This is a genomic window from Bradyrhizobium sp. 62, assembly GCF_023073035.1.
Lineage (GTDB): Bacteria > Pseudomonadota > Alphaproteobacteria > Rhizobiales > Xanthobacteraceae > Bradyrhizobium.
The window spans coordinates 305,903-323,829 of the sequence record NZ_JADPIT010000014.1; the positions used below are offsets into that span (position 1 = coordinate 305,903).

Sequence of the window (17,927 nt, forward strand, 5' to 3'; positions counted from 1 at the left end):
CAGCGATGCTGGCGCGGTCCTGCGCTGGCAAGACCACGAGCCTGAAAGCCGCGCTGCTCGATCAGCGCGTGGTCGCCGGGCTCGGCAATATCTATGTCTGCGAAGCCCTGCATCGCTCGCATCTGTCGCCGCGCCGGATCGCCGCGACGCTGTCGACCAAGAAGGGCGAGACCACCGACCATGCGAAGCGACTGGTCGGCGCGATCCATACCGTGCTGAACGACGCCATCAAGGCCGGCGGCTCCAGCTTGCGCGATCATCGCCAGACCTCGGGCGAGCTCGGCTATTTCCAGCACTCGTTCAAGGTCTATGACCGCGAGGGCGAGAAATGCACGACGCCGCGATGCGGCGGCACCGTGAAGCGTTTTACGCAGAACGGCCGGTCGACCTTCTGGTGTCCGAAATGTCAGAAGTGAAAATCAGGCTCGTAACCGAGAGGCCGTAAGCTTCTGCGAGAGTGACGAGCCCACCACGACCGTCATTGCGAGCGCAGCGAAGCAATCCAGCTATTTCCGCGGCACGGATTCTGGATTGCCTTGCCGACGAAACAGCCTGGATTGCTTCGTCGCAAGGGCTCCTCGCAATGACGTAGACGATAGAGTTTCCCAAAAACGCGAAGCGAAGCAATCCGGCCGGGCTGGTGGCCGGATTGCTTCGTCGCTAAGGCCCCTTCCGGATGGTGAAGGGCCGGCTGCCGTCTGAGCGATTGCCCCGCTCAGGACGCCAGTATCGTGGTCTCGTCGGCTGCAAGCTCGGCGGCGACGTGCAACATTCCGTCCGCGGCCGCGATGACCTGGTCGATCAAGACATTGGTGGTGGCGGCGAGCTCGAGCCGGGTCTCGATCCAATGCCAGAGGCCGCGGATCTCCTCGGTCGACTTGCCGTTCGGGGCGAATTCGTTCACCGCGAGGCCGCTTGCGAGCGAGTCCTGGTGGTCGTTGCGCATCACGATCAGGGGACGCGCGAGCACCTCGGCCAAATCGAGCGCGGCTTCCTCGGCGAGGGTGTTGGCGGCATTATCGATACGCTGGCCGCGGATCGGCGTTTGGTTCAGCACGAAACTGTAGGGGCGCTTCCAGGCGCGCGCGACGCTGAGCGTGGAGACGGTGGCTTCGATGTCGGCGACGCTCGGGCGGGCCGGGATCAGGCAGAGGTCGGAATGGCGGATCGCGGCGGTGGTCGCGGCGCTGAGGCCGGCGGCGGTATCGACGATCGCGATCTTGAGGCCGCTGTCGGCCAGCATCCTCAGGCGCGGCTCGATGTCGGCGGCGTGATAGATCGGCTCGACGACGAGATCATCGGTGGTGCGGCGGCGCTGCCAGTTGGACAGTGTGCCCTGCGGGTCGGTTTCGATCAGGCGAACGGTGAAGCCGGCCTGCTTGGCTGCCAGCGCGAGGCCGATGGCGAGCGTGCTCTTGCCGCTGCCACCCTTTTGGGTGGCCAGTGCGATCGTGTGCATTGAAGATCAATCCTTTGGAGTGCTTGGGCCAGGGAAACGCCACGCGAACGTGCATCGATCTCGATGCTGAGCTCTTCTCGCTCAGGACGTGCCGGCCCGATCCAAAGGGGATCGCGGAGGTCCGAATCAGCAGGAACGATGATGGCGGAAGCGGGAATGCCAGCGAATCCGTACCATTACTGGACCCGTACTCGTACGTGTGCTGTGCTTGATACCGTGAGTAAGAAGGACAAGAGGCATGGGCGGAAACTGGCGCGACCGGACGGCGACGAATTTCGAATGCCAGAAGATGCCTGCGGTATCGAGCCGCGGCATGGTGGTCAGCAACCATCCACTGGCCTCGAGCGCCGGCGCGGAAATGCTGGCCGCCGGCGGCAACGCCGTCGACGCCGCGATAGCGACCCTGTTCACGCTGACCGTGGTCGAGCCGATGATGGTGGGCATCATCGGCGGTGGCATGGCGCACATCCGGCTCGCCGACCGCAGCCACCGTTTCATCGACGGGCAGAGCACCGTGCCCGCGGCGGTGCTTGACACCAGCTACACCCCGACGCCGGGTTCCGCGCATGACGTGTTCGACACCGTCGGCAATGAAAATCTCAACGGCCCAAAGGCGGTCGCCACACCGGGTTCGCTGAAAGCCTGGTGCGAGACGCTGCGCCGCTTCGGCACCATGAGCCTCGCCGACGTCATGCAGCCCGCGATCAAGCACGCCGCGCGGGGCTATGCGGCGACACCCTATCTGCACGAATGCATCAGCGAGAGCGCCGCCGAGATGCGCAAGGACAAGCCGATCGCGGCGATTTACTTGCCTGATGGAGAGCCGTTGAAGGTCGGTGAACGCGTGGTGCAGGCCGAATATGCCGAGACGTTGCGGCATATCGCCGACCACGGTGAAAAGGCGCTCTATGAGGGACCGCTTGGCGACATCCTGGTCGATTACATGGAAAAGGCCGGCGGCTTCATCCGGCGCAACGACCTCACCAGCTACAAGACCGTCGAACGGCAGCCGATCCGCGCCGATTACCGCGGCTGGACCATCTTTGGCCCGCCGCCGCCCGCGGCCTCGGGCGTGCATATCGCGCAGATGCTGAACATCCTGGAGGGTTACGACATCGGCAGCCTCGGCTTCGGCACACCGGAAACGATCCACTATCTCGCGGAGGTCCTGAAGATCGCATTCGCCGATCGCGCCGCTGCCAGCGGCGATCCTGATTATGTCGGCGTCCCCGTGGAGCGGCTGACCTCAAAGGCCTATGCCGAGGAGCGCCGCGCTGCGATCGATCCGGCACGGGCGCAGAGCTGGGGCGCCGGCGTGTCGCAGCTTGAAGGCGCTCACACCACGCACATGACGGCGGCGGATGCGTTCGGCAACGTGGTTGCGACCACGCAGACCATCAACAATCTGTTCGGCGCCAAGATCATGATCCCTGGCCTCGGCGCCATCGCCAACAACTACATGAACCTGTTTGATCCGCGTCCAGGCCACGCCCTGTCGCTGGCGCCGGGCAAGCGGGTGACGACCTCGATGTCGCCGATGATGGCGCTCCGTGACGGAAAGCTGCGCTACGCGCTGGGCCTGCCCGGGGGCAAGCGCATCTTCCCGAGCGCGATGCAGGCACTGGTCAATCTGATCGACCACGGCATGAGCTTGCAGGAAGCGGTCGAAGCGCCGCGGGTCTGGACCGAAGGCAATGCGCTCGAAGTCGAACAGACGGTGCCGGAGAGCGTGCGCGCGAAGCTCGACCGCCTCGGCCACAAGGTGCAGCCTGTCGCGACAGTCGCCGGCGGCATGAACGGTATCGCCTTCCACGACGACGGCACCATGATCGGCGCCGCCTGCTGGCGTGCGGACGGCACGCCGGTCGGGATTTCCGGCGGTCTCGCGAAGGCCGGGATCAGATTCAGGCTGAGCTAATGGCGCGCTGGGTCGCGGGCTTGGTCACCTCTGCCGCTTGCGGGGGAGGTTGCGCACCTTCGGCGAGCTTACTTCCGCACGCAGATCACGCGCACGACGGCGGCTTTCGCATCCGCCGAGGTGCCGCTCGCGGTGACACCGTTTGTCTTCAGGAAATCGCGCACCGTCTCCGCGGAGACCATCACCGCCTGCGACGCCGGTACCGACGTCGCGGCGCCCGCAACCATCGCCGGCTTCAACACCGCGATGCCGGAGAACTTGCCGTCGCCGTCGATGGCGGGGCTGCCGGAGAAGCCAACAGCCGGCGGCGGTGAGAGCGGGGAATCGCCGCCACCGACAGATGCCAGCGCAGCCTTGAGGCTCGACGCAACGGCGGCTCCGCCCTGGCTCTGCGGATCTGCGATACCGATGATATCGACGCTCGTCTTCGCCGCGCCGCTGCCGAGGCTGAACGGCTTCAGGCCGCGGGCGCCGTAGATGTGGAGCAGCGCGAGGTCGTGTTCCCGGTCTTCGGCGAGACGGTCGGCGCTGCCATAGCCGGCGACCGTGATCGCGAGACAGGAATCGGTGACGAGGCGGTCGGTGACGATCGCGCCATCGTCGCTGACGACGAGCCCGGTGCCATATTCGACGGTCTTGCGTGGCGGCGGCCCGGCCTGTGGCTCCGACGGGAATGCAGTGAACGCGCTCGACATCGCGATCACGACCGGCTCGACCGTGTTCTCGGTCGCCTGATCGTAGAGGATCGTCATGATGCGAACTTCATCACCCCGAGAGGTGCCGCGCATGTAAAATTTCTTCAGACCCTGCAGACCCGACAGCACGAAGAAGTCGGGCTTCACCACGGTGTAGTCGACCTTGCGACCCGGCTCCTTCTTTTCCGCTTCGGCAAGCTTGGCCGTGGTCGGGTTCGCCTCCTTGCGGCGGCTGAGCAGCACCTGCACCGTTCCGGTGGGAGAGGTCCATTTCGAGCCGTTGGCGTCGGTCGCCTGCTGCGGCACCAGTTTTGAGGGAATGCCAAGCCGCGCGCCGCTGGTCATCTCCGTCACAATCCTCCAGCCGACGCTCTCCTGTTTGCGGCGCGCGGTCTCGGCGAGCGCGGCGCGTTCCTGCGGATTGAGCACGCCGGTCGGCTTGCCGCCCTTCGCTTTCTGATACTCCTTGATCGCCTCGACCAGGCGCGCGCTGACGTCGCCGGTGATGGCGCCGTTATATTGGCCGACCCAGGCAAGGTCGGACTGCAGCGATAGCCGCTCCGCCTGCGCCATGGCATCGGCCGTCGCAGCCGGCGTCTGCAAAGCAGGAGGCCGGATCGGAACGGTCTGGACCGGCTTCGGCTTGGTGCCGGGAATCTGCGGTGTCGTCATCTGGGCGTGTGCGCCCGTCGCAGCCGCAAACATCAGTGTTGCCGCAAGCATCGATCTCATGACAAATCCAGCCAGCCCATTGAACGCAATGCCATTGAAGCACATCTCGTTGGTCGCGAACAATGTTGCGGTGGTTCAGGCCGGCGATAGAGGCCGCGGTCTCGGGCCCTCATCCTGAGGAGCGGCCTCAAGGCCGCATCTCGAAGGATGGCTCCGGGCGATATGGAGCCTGCATGGTTCGAGACGCGCGTTCCGCGCTCCTCACCATGAGGATTGAGAGAACGAAGGATAACGATGCTGAGCCCGGACGAACTCGAACGTTATGCCCGCCATATCGTGCTGCGCGATGTCGGTGGTCCCGGCCAGGCTGCGCTGAAGCGGGCCTCCGTGCTGGTGATCGGCGCCGGCGGGCTTGGTGCGCCCGCCTTGATGTACCTTGCGGCCGCCGGCGTCGGTACGCTCGGCGTGGTCGATGACGATGTGGTGTCGCTGTCGAACCTCCAGCGCCAGGTGATTCACACCACGCCCGATATCGGCCGGCACAAGGTCGAGAGCGCGGCCGAACGGATCTCGGCGCTCAATCCGCATGTCCGCTTCGTCGGTCACGCCACCTGGCTCAATGCCGACAATGCGCTGGCGCTGATCGGCGACTATGACCTCGTGCTCGACGGCTCCGACAATTTCTCGACCCGCTATCTGGCCTCGGACGCCTGCTTCTTCGCCAAGAGGCCGCTGATCACGGCGGCGCTTGGCACCTTCGATGGCTCGCTGACCACCATCCGCGCGCATGAGAAGAACGAGCAGGGCGAATTCAATCCGACCTATCGCTGCCTGTTCCCGGAGGCGCCACCGCCTGGGACCGTGCCGGCCTGCGCCGAAGCCGGCGTCATGGGCGCGCTGGCGGGCGTGATGGGCTCGATGATGGCGCTGGAGGCGATCCGCGAGATCGTCGGCTTCGGCGACGGCCTGGTTGGCCGCCTCCTGATGATCGATGCGCGCGCGATGCGCTTCGAGACGCTGCGTTACGCGCGCGATCCAGCCAATCCGCTCAATGGCGATGGGCCTGTGATCACTGATCTCAGCGCCCATCGCACCTGATCGCAGCCGCTACGCCGTGGCCGGCTTCTCGCTGTCGAGATGCGCCATCTGCTCGGCGGCGTAACGCGTACCGGCGGCGACATCGGGCGGGAAGGCCTTTGCCAACAGCGCGAGATGAGCCGGCGTCAGCGTGACCTTGGCCGCGCCAAGTGCCTCGCTGAGGCGGTTGCGGGTGCGGGCGCCGACCAGCGGTACGATCTCCTTCCCTTGCGCCGCCACCCAGGCGATCGCGACTTGTGCCGGCGTCGCGCCAATCTCGGCGGCGATGGCGCGCAGCTGCTCCACCAGCGCCAGATTGACGTCGAGATTCGATCCTTGGAAGCGCGGCGTCATCAGCCGGTAGTCCTTGCCTGTCTTGCCGGAGTCCTTCGACCAATGGCCGCTGATCAGGCCGCGTGCCAACACGCCGTAAGCCGTGATGCCGATGCCGAACTCGCGGCAGGTCGTCAGGATGTCGCGTTCGATGCCACGCTCGATCAGCGAATATTCGATCTGGAGATCGGCGATCGGGTGCACGGCATGCGCGCGGCGGATGGTGTCGGAGCCGACCTCGGACAGGCCGATATGTTTGATGTAGCCGGCCTTCACGAGATCGGCGATGCCGCCGATAGTCTCCTCGATCGGAATGTTGGGATCGAGCCGCGCCGGGCGGTAGACGTCGATGTAGTCGGTGCCGAGCCGCTGCAGTGAATAGGCCAGGAAGTTCCTCGTTGCGGCCGGCCTCGTGTCCATGCCGGTGAATTCGCCGGCAGGACCGCGCAGCGCACCGAATTTGACGCTGATCTGCACCTTGTCGCGCGGCACGTCCTTGAGCGCTTCGCGCACCAGCATTTCATTGTGGCCCATGGCGTAGAAATCGCCGGTGTCGACCAGGGTGATGCCGGCATCCAGCGCGGCGTGGATCGTGGCGATGCTCTCGCCGCGATCGGCGGGGCCGTAGACCTCGGACATGCCCATGCAGCCGAGACCGAGAGCGGAGACGGTGGGGCCGGTTGAACCGAGTTTGCGCTGTTCCATGATGGCTCTCCTCGAAAAGGCGCTGACTGCGCCGCGTGACGAGGCCTGATATGCGCCTGATCGATTACGCCGATAAGCTGGACAATCGAGAATGGCTTGTTCACATTAGCGAACAATGGCTGAGCCCGACCTGCGTGATCTCGACGTCTTCGTGGCGGTCGCCCGCACCCGCAATTTCCGGCGCGCGGCGATCGATATTCGCGTGTCGGTGTCGAGCCTTAGCCAGCGATTGCGGGACCTCGAGGAGCGCCTCGGCGTGCGCCTGATGAACCGCACCACCCGCAGCGTCGCCCTGACCGAGGCGGGCGAGCTGCTACTGTCGCGCGTGGCGCCGGCGCTGCGCGATGTCGGCGACGCCCTCGATCAAGTCCGCGGCCTGCGCGAGGTGGCCTCGGGCCGGCTACGCATCAACGCACCGCCGCCCGCGGTCGATCTCGTGCTGGCGCCGATGATCGGGCCGTTCCTGAAGGCCTATCCCCAAGTCGACCTCGACGTCGTCTCCGAGAGCGGGTTCGTCGACATCGTCAGCGCGGGCTTCGATGCCGGCGTGCGCTATGGCGAGCATCTCGCGCAGGACATGGTCGCGATCTCGCTCAGCGGTCCGCAGAGCTATGTCGTGGTCGCTTCGCCCGATTACCTCGCGCGCCGCGGCAAGCCTGAGCATCCGAAGGATCTGCTCGACCACGATTGCATCCGCGCCCGCTACTCCAGCGGTGTCATGCATGATCTGGAGTTCGAGAAGGCCGGACAGCTGGTGAAAGTCGATCCGCCGGCAAAGCTGATCTCGACCAACATGGGCCTTTCCATGCGCGCTGCGCTCGACGGCGCCGGTGTCTGGGCGACGCTCGATGGATATGTCGGCGAAGCCCTGAAGTCGGGCGCGCTGGTCAGGCTGCTTGAAGACTGGTGCGAGCCGTTTCCGGGCCCGTTCCTGTATTATCCAAGCCGGCGCCAGACGCCGCCGGCACTGCGGGCCTTCATCGATTTCGTTGCCGACTGGCGCAAGCGCAACGCCCGGAGATAGCAGACCCTCATGGTGAGGAGCGCGGAACGCGCATCTCGAACCATGAAGGCCCGGATCTCGCCTGCGGCCATCCTTCGAGACGATCGCTACGCGGTCTCCTCAGGAGGAGGCAGGAGAGCTTATCGCGCAGTAAGTTGAACTCAGAGCATGCTCGGCAGCACGCGATCCGGCGGCTTGTGCGCATCGAGGAAGGTGCGGATGTTGATGATCACCTTCTCGCCCATCTCGACGCGGCCCTCGATCGTGGCCGAGCCCATATGCGGCAGCAACGTCACCTTGCCGGCCTTGGCGAGCCGCACCAGCTTCGGGTTCACCGCGGGCTCGTGCTCATAGACATCGAGGCCGGCGCCGCCGATCTCGCCGCCTTCGATCAGCTTGATCAGCGTGTCCTCGTCGGTGACCCCGCCGCGCGCGGTGTTGACGATGTAGGCGTCCTTGCGGATCAGCTTCAGCCGGCGCGCCGACAGCAGATGGTAGGTCGCCGGCGTGTGCGGACAGTTCACGGAGATGATGTCCATCCGCGCCAGCATCTGGTCGAGGCTTTCCCAATAGGTCGCGCCCAGCTCTTCGGCGATCTTCGGCGCCACCGGCCGCCGGTTGTGGTAGTGGATCTGCAAGCCGAAGGCGCGGGCGCGGCGTGCGACCGCTTGGCCGATGCGGCCCATGCCGATGATGCCGAGGCGCTTTCCGCCGATGCGATGGCCAAGCATCCAGGTCGGCGACCAGCCGGGCCAGGGTTTTCCTTCCGTCAGGATCGAGGCGCCTTCGATCATCCGCCTGGGCACGGCGAGGATCAGAGCCATGGTCATGTCGGCGGTGTCTTCGGTCAAAACTTTGGGCGTGTTGGTGACGGTTATGCCGCGGGCATGCGCGGCCTCGACATCGATGTTGTCGACGCCGTTGCCGAAATTCGCGATCAGTTTCAGCCTGCAGTCGGGCTGGTTGACGATGTCGGCGGAGATGTGATCGGTCACGGTCGGAACCAGTACGTCGGCGGTACGGGCGGCTTCCGCGATCTGCTCGGCCGACATCGGCGCGTCGTCGAGGTTGATCCGCGCGTCGAACAGCTCGCGCATCCGGGTCTCGATCGAGTCCGGAAGCTTGCGCGTCACGACGACGAGGGCTTTTTCTTCACCGACATGTCCTGCCCTCATGAGGCATTGCGAGCCGCCTCTGTCGCCAAAGGCCGGCCGTTGAGGCCTCATTAACCCGGTTGTTCGACACTGCCTTTGCCGTGTCGTCCCCGGCGTTTCCTTCAAGCTCTCCCGACATTTCCGGCCGGAAAATCGGGACAAACCGGTTGTTCAGACGTCCGTCCTCTCTAGCAGAAGGCCGGGCCAAGACAAGAACCACGGGCAAAGGGCTCGGGAACACCCGCGTGGGGCGGGTCAGGGGCGACAGCGGCCTGGTTTTGGAATTTTGGGGTGAGGGCCCGGCTCGGCCGGACCTTCGACAGGAGACGGGTTGATGGCGTTGGGGCGTTTTTGTTCGGTGATGGCGCTCGTTTGCACCTGGTTGAGCGCTTCGGTCAGTCCCGGGCATTCGGCAAAGGACAGCACACCCCAGACGGCCTCGGGCCTCCCGGTGCCGCGCTACGTCAGCCTGAAATCGGATCACGTCAACGTCCGCGCCGGCCCGACCAAGGACAATGATGTCGCCTGGGTCTACACCCGCTCCGGCCTGCCGGTCGAAATCACCGCCGAGTTCGAGAACTGGCGCCGGGTCCGCGATTCCGAGGGCGCCGAGGGCTGGGTCTATCACTCGCTGCTGTCGGGCCGCCGCACCGCGGTCGTCACGATGAAGCACAAGGACGAGCTCGCGTCGATCTACGATCGCGCCGATCCCGACAGCGCGGTTGCGGCCAGGCTCCAGGCCGGTGTCGTCACCCAGGTGAAAAAGTGCAGCGCAAACTGGTGCCGCGTCAGCGGTAACGGCTTTGACGGCTGGATCCAGCAGGAACGTCTCTGGGGCGTCTATTCGGACGAGCAGGTGAACTGACGTTGGGCGGGAGCGGAGCTGTGTTCCACCGTCATGCCCGGGCTCGTCCCGGGCATCCACGTTCTTGTGGCCGCGCGACGGCCGTGGATGGCCGGGACAAGCCCGGCCATGACGGCGTAGAGCGGAAACAGAAACTACTTCTCGATCTTGTATCCCGTCGCCTTCACGATCGGCTGCCAAAAGGCGGTGTTTGCGGCGAGCTCCTTCGTCAGACCTTCCGCGCTGCTGCCGACCGGGATCAGCCCGATTGCGGTGAGCTTTTCCTTCACCTCGGGCTTGGCGAGCGCGGCGCTTGCGGCAGCGCCGAGCTTGCTTGCGAATTCCGGCGAGCTGCCGGCGGGAAGCCACATGCCGTACCAGGCGTCCGCGACAAGATCGATGCCGCTCTCCTTCAAGGTCGGCACCTCCGAAGCAAAGGGTGAACGTTCGGCGCTCGCGACCGCAATGATCTTCACGCCCTTGGCACGATGCTGCGGCAATGCATCCGCCAATGTGACGATACCGAACGAGACATGACCGCCGATGATGTCGTTGAGGATCGGCGCGCTGCCCCGATAGGGCACGCGCGTCATGGGAATGCCGAGATCCTTCTCGAGCTTGGAGCCCATGAAATGCGGGATGGTGCCGTTGCTCGGCACGCCGAACGACGCCTTGTCCGGATGCGCCTTCAGCCAGGCGACAAATCCCTTGAAATCCGCGGCATCGATCGTCGGACTGATCACGACGGCGAACTCGAACCGCACCAGCAGCGAGACCGGGACGAAATCCTTTGCGGTATCGAAGCTCGGGGTCGTCTCCACCATCGGCAGCAGGTACATCGTGGGCCCGGTCGTCACCAGCACCATGCTGCCGTCGGGGCTGCCGCCCTTCACCGCCTTGATGCCGATCAGGCCGTCCCCGCCGGTGCGGTTCTCGACCACGATGGTCCGCTGCAGCGCCGGCGCCATCTCCTGCGCAATCAGCCGGCACAGCGTGTCGCCACCCGCTCCCGCCGCGAACGGGAAGATCACTTTTGTCAGCCCGGTCTGTGCTTGCGAACCGCCCGCTTGCGCCAACAACGGCAGCCCGAGGCACCCGGCGATGAAGTTGCGGCGATCCATCGGTTTCCTCTTTGAGCCCATTATGGTTGGCGACAGTTAGAGCCAGACGGGCGTTCCGGACAAGCGCCGTTTACCGGGCCTGCCGCCTTGCGCCGGCCATCGTCCTGCTGCAAAAGCGGGCCTTACCGGCGCCGCTCTCCAGCACATACACACACCACATACACAGATGGCCAGCCCCGAACTCAGTCAATTCCGCCGCATCGTCGTCAAGGTCGGCTCCGCGCTGCTGGTCGATTCCGACAAGGGCGAGGTGCGGGCGTCCTGGCTTGCCGCGCTCGCCGACGACATGGCCAGGCTGCATCGCGAGGGACGTGACGTGCTCGTCGTGTCCTCCGGCTCGATCGCGCTCGGCCGCAGCCGCCTGAAACTGCCGCGCGGCCCGCTGAAGCTGGAGGAGAGCCAGGCGGCCGCCGCCGTCGGTCAGATCGCGCTCGCCCGCATCTGGTCGGAGGTCCTTGGCGCCCACGGCATCGGCGCCGGCCAGATCCTGGTGACGCTGCAGGACACCGAGGAGCGCCGCCGCTATCTCAACGCGCGCTCCACCATCGGCAAGCTGCTGGAGTGGCGCGCGATCCCCGTGATCAACGAGAACGACACCGTCGCCACCAACGAGATCCGCTACGGCGACAATGACCGCCTCGCCGCGCGCGTCGCCACCATGGCGAGCGCGGACCTGCTGGTGCTGCTGTCGGACATCGACGGGCTCTACGACGCCCCGCCGAAGAACAACCCGGACGCCAAGCTCATTCCCGTCGTCGACAGCATCTCCTCGGAGATCGAGGCCGTCGCCGGCGACGCCGAGTCCGAGCTATCGCGCGGCGGCATGCGCACCAAGGTCGAAGCCGCAAAAATCGCGACCACCGGCGGCACGCATATGCTGATCGCCTCGGGCAAGATCGAGCATCCGCTTCAGGCGGTCGCCGATGGCGGCCGCTGCACCTGGTTCCTGACGCCGGCCAATCCCATCACGTCGCGAAAGCGCTGGATTGCGGGCTCGCTGGAGCCGAAGGGCACGCTGACGATCGACGCCGGCGCGGTCGCGGCGCTGCGCGCGGGCGCCAGCCTGCTGCCGGCCGGAGTCGTCAAGGTCGAGGGCCAGTTCGCCCGCGGCGACGCCGTGATCGTCCGCGGCCCCGACACCAGCGAGGTCGGCCGAGGCCTGATCGCCTATGACGCCGACGATGCCGAGCGGATCAAGGGCCGCTCCTCCCCGGATGTCATGGCCATCCTCGGCATCAGCGGGAGGTCCGAGATGATCCACCGCGACGATCTGGTGATGGGCGGGTAGGCTTTTGTCGTCATGGCCGGGTCAAGCCCGCCATGACGCCGGAGCTAGGCCATTGACCGAGCTGTCGTCCGGCACGTGAAGCCCTGCCATACCCTGCCGACCCTTCGCAAAAGCGGGATTTCCGTGCTAGGACACTGCCTTAGCAGAAGGTTGAAACTCCCATGGCCGCCCCCCTCAAAGCCGTCGACGGCAATGCCGATCTTCAGGCGCTGATGACCGATCTCGGTACCCGTGCCCGCGCTGCCGCGCGCGTGCTGGCGCTGGCGCCGCCGGAGCAGAAGAACCGGGCGCTCGAGGCCATGGCGCGGGCGATCCGCAACAACGCGGCCGCGATCCTTGCCGCCAATGCCGAGGACGTCACCGACGCCCGCGCCTCCGGCAACGCCACCTCGTCCTTCATCGATCGCCTGACGCTGACGCCGGCGCGGGTCGAGGGCATGGCCGAGGGCATCGGCATCGTGCGCGGCATTGCCGATCCGGTCGGCATCGTCACCGAGAGGTGGCAACGGCCGAACGGCATGACCATCGAGCGCGTGCGCGTGCCGCTCGGCGTCGTCGGCGTGATCTTCGAGAGCCGGCCGAACGTTGCGGCGGACGCCGGCGTTCTCTGCCTGAAGTCCGGCAATGCCGTGATCCTGCGCGGCGGCTCCGACAGTTTCCGCTCCTGCCGCGCGATCCATCAATGCCTGGTGCAGGGCCTGCGCGAAGCGGGCCTCCCCGAGGCTGCAATCACGCTGGTGCCGACGCGCGACCGCGCGGCGGTCGGCCAGATGCTGTCGGGATTGAACGGCGCCGTCGACGTGATCGTGCCGCGCGGAGGCAAGAGCCTCGTCGCACGTGTCGAGCAGGAAGCGCGCGTGCCGGTGTTCGCGCATCTCGAAGGCGTCAATCACGTCTACATCGACGGCAGCGCCGACCTCGCCATGGCGAAATCGATCGTGCTCAACGCCAAGATGCGCCGCACCGGCGTCTGCGGCGCCGCCGAGACGCTGCTGGTCGATCGCGCCGCTGCCGGTAAAAACCTCAAGCCGCTGGTCGAGATGCTGATCGAGGCCGGCTGCGAAGTGCGCGGCGACGACGCCGTGCAAAAGACCGATCCGCGCGTCAAACCCGCGAGCGCGGACGATTGGGACACCGAATATCTCGATGCGATCATCGCAGCGAAGGTGGTGGACGGCGTCGACGGCGCGATCGCGCATATCCAGAACCACGGCTCGCATCATACCGATGCGATCGTGAGCGCGGATGAGACCGTTGCGAAAAGATTCCTGAGCGAGGTCGATTCCGCGATCGTGCTGCACAACGCCTCGACGCAGTTCGCCGACGGCGGCGAGTTCGGCTTCGGCGCCGAGATCGGCATCGCCACCGGCAGATTCCATGCCCGCGGCCCGGTTGGCGCCGAGCAGCTGACGAGCTTCAAATATCGCGTTCACGGTACCGGGCAGACGCGGCCGTAGACGACGCAGGGCGCGGGGCATTGAGCAACAATTTCGTCGCGCCACGTTTCTTCGCGCAGGCCATACCGACCCATACCTCTGGCATGCGCATCGGCCTGCTCGGCGGCTCGTTCAATCCGCCGCACCAGGCCCATCGCGCGATCAGCCAGTTCGCGCTGAAACGTCTCCAGCTCGATCGCGTGTGGTGGCTGGTGACGCCAGGCAATCCGCTGAAGGAGAACGGCGCGCTGCATGAGCTCGGCGAGCGCATGCAGGCGGCACGCGAAATGGCCGACGATCCCAGGATCGAGGTGAGCTGTCTCGAATCCGTCATTCGCACGCGCTATACCATCGACACGATCAACACCTTGCGCCGCCGCCTCTCGGGCTTGCGCTTTGTCTGGATCATGGGCGCCGACAACCTCGCTCAATTCCATCGTTGGCAGCACTGGCGGCGCATCGCCGATCAGGTACCGATCGCGGTCATCGACCGCCCGCCGCAGAGTTTTCGCGCGCTCGCCTCTCCCGCCGCCCAGGCGCTCAGGCGCTATCGGATGCCGGAGAATGAGGCGCCATTGCTTGCGGATCGGGCCGCCCCGGCCTGGGTGTTCCTGACCGGAATGAAGCTGAATCTCTCGTCGACCGGCTTACGGAACCCGGACGGAAGCTGGAAAGGTACGAAGTGAGTCAGATTGTGCGAACGCCATGTGGCCTTCGGGCTCTCTGGCATATTGAAACCCTTAACCCCACATGATGTAGTGTAACCAGTGAGCGCCGGATTCGGCGTTCGCGATACAGTGAAAGGAATGGTCCCTGACCACATCTGTATTGTCCAAGACAGCCTCACCCAAGACGGCTTCACCGAAGTCTGTTTTACCCAAGGTTGCCAAGCCGACGCGTAAAACATCGACCAAAGCTGCGGCCTTGAAGGCGCAACCCGACGCCGACAAGACGCTGAGCCTGATCCTCTCCCGCCTCGACGACATGAAGGCGGAAGAGACGGTCACCATCGACCTTCGCGGCAAATCGGCCTACTCCGACTACATGATCGTCACCACCGGCCGGGCCAACCGGCACGTCGGCGCGATCGCGGAGAACGTCGCCAAAGGCCTCAAGGAAAACGGTATCAAGAACATCCACGTCGAGGGCTTGCCCAATTGCGACTGGGTGCTGATCGATTCCGGCGATGTGATCGTGCACGTGTTCAGACCCGAGGTCCGCGAGTTCTACAGTCTCGAGAGATTGTACACGCAGGGCCCAGGGGCGGCGAAGGCGATCTGAGAGGCTGCTGGCCGATTTCGAATCGGCTGACGCGCATGCTAGCGTCGTGCGCGCGCAGATCGCGCGCGGTCCAGAAAACGCGACCCTGAACATATCATGCGCATAGCCGTCATTGCGGTGGGCCGGCTGAAGCAGGGCCCCGAACGGGAGCTTGCCGAGCGCTATTTCGAGCGGTTCGACGAGGCCGGCCGCAAGCTCGGATTCCGCGAGCTCGCCATCCACGAATTGCCCGAAAGCCGTGCGCGCGATACCGCGACGCGGATGGCCGAAGAGGCGGCGGCGATCTCCGCGCATGTTCCCGAAAAATCGGTCCTGGTGGCGCTGGACGAGCGCGGCCAGAATCTGGATTCGACCGTATTCGCACGGCATCTCGGGCGCTGGCGCGACGAGGGTGCCGGTCATACTATCTTCATGATCGGAGGGGCGGACGGACTTTCGCCCGAATTGCGCCGTAAGGCCAAGCTCGCGATCGCGTTCGGCTCTGCGACCTGGCCGCATCAAATGGTCCGCGTCATGCTTCTGGAACAGCTTTATCGGGCCGCCACCATTCTGGCCGGCCACCCCTATCACCGCGCGTGATCCGCGCCACAACGAGCACCTTTGCTTAAAGCGATGCGAGCGCCAATTCTCAACCTGCTGCTGATCGCCGGCGTTTTGGGCTCAACTATTTTGGGCGCAAGCCTCGCGCAAGCTCAGACGCCTGCACCGCAGACTGCGGCCGTCGCGCCCGATGCGATCAAGCAGCGCGAGCAGGAGCTCGAAGCCGCGCGCGCCAGCAAGAAGAGCGCGGAGGAAGCGCAGGCCAAGCTCAAGGCCGAGATCACCTCGCTCGGCCAGGACCGCACCCAGCTCAATCAACAATTGATCGACACCGCCGCCAATGTGCGCACCGTCGAGATCAAGATCGACGAGGCCGAAGTGCGGCTGCGATCGCTGAACGGCCGCGAGCAGGCGATGCGCAGCTCGCTCGATTTACGCCGCGCCGACATCGTCGAGGTGCTGGCGGCCTTGCAGCGCGCCGGAAGGCGGACGCCGCCAGCGCTATTGGTACGGCCCGAGGATGCCCTGCAATCGCTGCGCACGGCGATGCTGCTCGGTGCCGTCGTGCCGGAATTACGCGGTCGTGCCGAGAAGATCGCAAGCGAGCTCGGCGAGCTCGTGGCCTTGCGCAAGACCATCGCGACCGAGCGCGACCAGCTCGCATCCGACCGCGACAAGGTGCGTAACGACCAGACCCGGCTCGCGGCTCTGGTCGACGAGCGGCAGCGCCAGCAGGCGTCGCGCGAAAAGGACCTCGACGCCGAGAATGCGCGCGCCGTCGCGCTCTCACGACAGGTCGGCGATCTCCAGGGGCTGATCGCCAAGATGGAGCAGGATCTGCAAAGTGCCGCCAAGGCAGCCGAGAAGGCGGCCGAGGCGGCCAGGCAGGCCGAGGCCAAGGCGGCTGCAAACGCGGCCGCCAGCGCCAAGACCGGCCCCGGCGCTTTCAAGGATCGTTCCCGGACCACCCCTGCGATGGCCTTCGCTGCGGCCAAGGGTCTGCTGCCTCTTCCGGTTAACGGTAACAAGATCAGGGATTTCGGCGGTTCGGACGGGCTCGGCGGGGTTCAGAAGGGCATTTCGCTGGCGACCAGGCCCGGCTCCCAGGTCACGACGCCGTGTGACGGCTGGGTGGTCTATGCCGGCCCGTTCCGCAGCTATGGACAACTCTTGATCCTCAATGCCGGGGGCGGGTATCATGTGCTGATCGCCGGGATGGAGCGCATTTCGGTCAACATCGGTCAGTTTGTGCTCACGGGGGAGCCTGTCGCGACCATGGGGTCGACTTCTCAAGTCGCCTCCATTCTCGCCACGAACGCGAGTCAACCTGTGCTCTATGTCGAGTTCCGCAAAGACGGCACTCCAATCGATCCAGGCCCATGGTGGGCCGCAAATGAAGGCGAGAAGGTTCGCGGATGATGCGCAAGACTTCAGTTATCCTCCTCAGCGCGGCCACCGGTGCGGCGCTGACGCTGTTCGTGACGCAACCGCGCGCAGTCTTCATGGGCTCCAGCGCGCGAGCCGCCACCGCGGACACCTATCGCCAGCTCAATTTGTTCGGCGACGTCTTCGAGCGCGTGCGCTCGGACTATGTCGAGAAGCCCGACGACACCAAGCTGATCGAATCCGCGATCAGCGGCATGCTCACCGGTCTCGATCCGCATTCGAGCTACATGGACGCCAAGAGCTTCCGCGACATGCAGGTGCAGACCCGCGGTGAGTTCGGCGGCCTCGGCATCGAAGTCACGATGGAAGACGGCCTGATCAAGGTGGTCTCGCCGATCGACGACACCCCGGCCTCGCGCGCTGGCGTCATGGCCAACGACATCATCACCAATCTCGACGACGAGGCGGTGCAGGGCCTGACCCTGAACCAGGCGGTCGAGAAGATGCGCGGCCCCGTCAACACCAAGATCAAGCTCAAGATCATCCGCAAGGGCCAGGACAATCCGATCGACGTCACGCTGGTGCGCGACAACATCCGCGTCCGCTCGGTGCGCGCTCGCGTCGAGGCCGACGACATCGCCTATATCCGCATCACCACCTTCAACGAGCAGACCACCGAAGGCCTGAAGCGCGAGGTCGCCAACCTCTCGAATCAGATCGGCGACAAGCTGAAGGGCTATGTCATCGACCTCCGCAACAACCCGGGCGGGCTGCTCGAGGAAGCGGTCACCGTCTCCGACTCCTTCCTGGAGAAGGGCGAGATCGTCTCGACCCGCGGCCGCAATGCCGAGGAGACCCAGCGCCGTACCGCGCATACGGGCGACCTCACCAAGGGCAAGCCGGTCATCGTGCTGGTCAACGGCGGCTCGGCTTCGGCGTCGGAGATCGTTGCCGGTGCGCTGCAGGACCACAAGCGCGCGACCATCGTCGGCACGCGCTCGTTCGGCAAGGGCTC

The 17,927-nt window shown here is 65.5% G+C and carries 17 protein-coding genes; 12 read left to right on the forward strand and 5 right to left on the reverse strand.

Translation table 11 applies throughout. The features are described 5' to 3' along the window. On the forward strand, positions 1-416 hold a 416-nt coding region (locus IVB47_RS10050), incomplete at its 5' end, for a zinc finger domain-containing protein (protein ID WP_276576864.1). A 299-nt stretch (positions 417-715) separates the two neighbouring features. Here IVB47_RS10050 and IVB47_RS10055 read toward each other — a convergent pair. Further along, positions 716-1,459 (reverse strand): ParA family protein, encoded by a 744-nt coding sequence (locus IVB47_RS10055; RefSeq protein WP_247461303.1) that lies wholly within the window; start codon positions 1,457-1,459, stop codon positions 716-718. Positions 1,460-1,697: 238 nt separating this feature from the next. Between IVB47_RS10055 and ggt the strand changes: the two genes are divergently transcribed. After that, positions 1,698-3,377 carry a gamma-glutamyltransferase gene (gene ggt / locus IVB47_RS10060; protein WP_247461305.1) on the forward strand — a complete coding sequence of 560 codons (1,680 nt, stop codon included), beginning with the start codon at positions 1,698-1,700 and terminating at the stop codon, positions 3,375-3,377. Between the two features lie 68 nt (positions 3,378-3,445). On the opposite strand, the gene IVB47_RS10065 is transcribed toward ggt, so the two are convergent. Further along, positions 3,446-4,804 carry a serine protease gene (locus tag IVB47_RS10065; RefSeq protein WP_247461307.1) on the reverse strand — a complete coding sequence of 453 codons (1,359 nt, stop codon included), beginning with the start codon at positions 4,802-4,804 and terminating at the stop codon, positions 3,446-3,448. Positions 4,805-5,038: 234 nt separating this feature from the next. Here IVB47_RS10065 and moeB point away from each other — a divergent pair, with 234 nt between their 5' ends. Continuing rightward, positions 5,039-5,842, forward strand: a complete 804-nt coding sequence (moeB, locus tag IVB47_RS10070; protein WP_247405001.1) for a molybdopterin-synthase adenylyltransferase MoeB — start codon at positions 5,039-5,041, stop codon at positions 5,840-5,842. A 9-nt stretch (positions 5,843-5,851) separates the two neighbouring features. Here the strand turns inward: moeB and IVB47_RS10075 are convergent, their stop codons facing one another. Beyond that, a complete protein-coding gene (locus tag IVB47_RS10075; protein ID WP_247461309.1) occupies positions 5,852-6,859 on the reverse strand; it encodes an aldo/keto reductase in 1,008 nt (335 codons plus the stop codon). A 115-nt stretch (positions 6,860-6,974) separates the two neighbouring features. Here IVB47_RS10075 and IVB47_RS10080 point away from each other — a divergent pair, with 115 nt between their 5' ends. Continuing rightward, on the forward strand, positions 6,975-7,883 hold the full coding sequence (locus IVB47_RS10080) for a LysR family transcriptional regulator (protein ID WP_247461312.1): 909 nt from the start codon (positions 6,975-6,977) through the stop codon (positions 7,881-7,883). Between the two features lie 140 nt (positions 7,884-8,023). Here IVB47_RS10080 and IVB47_RS10085 read toward each other — a convergent pair whose 3' ends face one another. Beyond that, the gene (locus IVB47_RS10085; protein WP_247461314.1) at positions 8,024-9,037 is read right to left on the reverse strand and encodes a D-glycerate dehydrogenase; all 1,014 of its coding nucleotides are present in this window, start codon (positions 9,035-9,037) and stop codon (positions 8,024-8,026) included. A gap of 313 nt (positions 9,038-9,350) precedes the next feature. On the opposite strand from IVB47_RS10085, the gene IVB47_RS10090 reads away from it, so the two are divergent. Then, positions 9,351-9,881, forward strand: a complete 531-nt coding sequence (locus IVB47_RS10090) for an SH3 domain-containing protein (RefSeq protein WP_247461317.1) — start codon at positions 9,351-9,353, stop codon at positions 9,879-9,881. 134 nt (positions 9,882-10,015) lie between these two features. Here the strand turns inward: IVB47_RS10090 and IVB47_RS10095 are convergent, their stop codons facing one another. Continuing rightward, a complete protein-coding gene (locus tag IVB47_RS10095; protein WP_247461319.1) occupies positions 10,016-10,981 on the reverse strand; it encodes a Bug family tripartite tricarboxylate transporter substrate binding protein in 966 nt (321 codons plus the stop codon). A 166-nt stretch (positions 10,982-11,147) separates the two neighbouring features. Here IVB47_RS10095 and proB point away from each other — a divergent pair, with 166 nt between their 5' ends. From proB to IVB47_RS10130, 7 genes are all read left to right on the forward strand, one after another. After that, positions 11,148-12,269, forward strand: a complete 1,122-nt coding sequence (proB, locus tag IVB47_RS10100; protein ID WP_247461321.1) for a glutamate 5-kinase — start codon at positions 11,148-11,150, stop codon at positions 12,267-12,269. A gap of 161 nt (positions 12,270-12,430) precedes the next feature. Continuing rightward, on the forward strand, positions 12,431-13,726 hold the full coding sequence (locus IVB47_RS10105) for a glutamate-5-semialdehyde dehydrogenase (RefSeq protein WP_247461322.1): 1,296 nt from the start codon (positions 12,431-12,433) through the stop codon (positions 13,724-13,726). A 20-nt stretch (positions 13,727-13,746) separates the two neighbouring features. Then, positions 13,747-14,391, forward strand: coding sequence for a nicotinate-nucleotide adenylyltransferase (locus IVB47_RS10110; protein WP_247461325.1), 645 nt, complete (start codon positions 13,747-13,749; stop codon positions 14,389-14,391). 238 nt (positions 14,392-14,629) lie between these two features. After that, positions 14,630-14,986 (forward strand): ribosome silencing factor, encoded by a 357-nt coding sequence (gene rsfS / locus IVB47_RS10115; RefSeq protein WP_007604366.1) that lies wholly within the window; start codon positions 14,630-14,632, stop codon positions 14,984-14,986. 96 nt (positions 14,987-15,082) lie between these two features. Beyond that, complete coding sequence (rlmH, locus tag IVB47_RS10120; RefSeq protein ID WP_027566421.1) at positions 15,083-15,565, forward strand: 23S rRNA (pseudouridine(1915)-N(3))-methyltransferase RlmH; 483 nt, start codon at positions 15,083-15,085, stop codon at positions 15,563-15,565. Positions 15,566-15,598: 33 nt separating this feature from the next. Next, positions 15,599-16,945 (forward strand): peptidoglycan DD-metalloendopeptidase family protein, encoded by a 1,347-nt coding sequence (locus tag IVB47_RS10125; RefSeq protein ID WP_247461327.1) that lies wholly within the window; start codon positions 15,599-15,601, stop codon positions 16,943-16,945. Further along, a partial coding sequence (locus IVB47_RS10130) for a S41 family peptidase (RefSeq protein ID WP_247461328.1) occupies positions 16,942-17,927 on the forward strand: 986 nt, incomplete at its 3' end. The genes IVB47_RS10125 and IVB47_RS10130, both read left to right, overlap by 4 nt.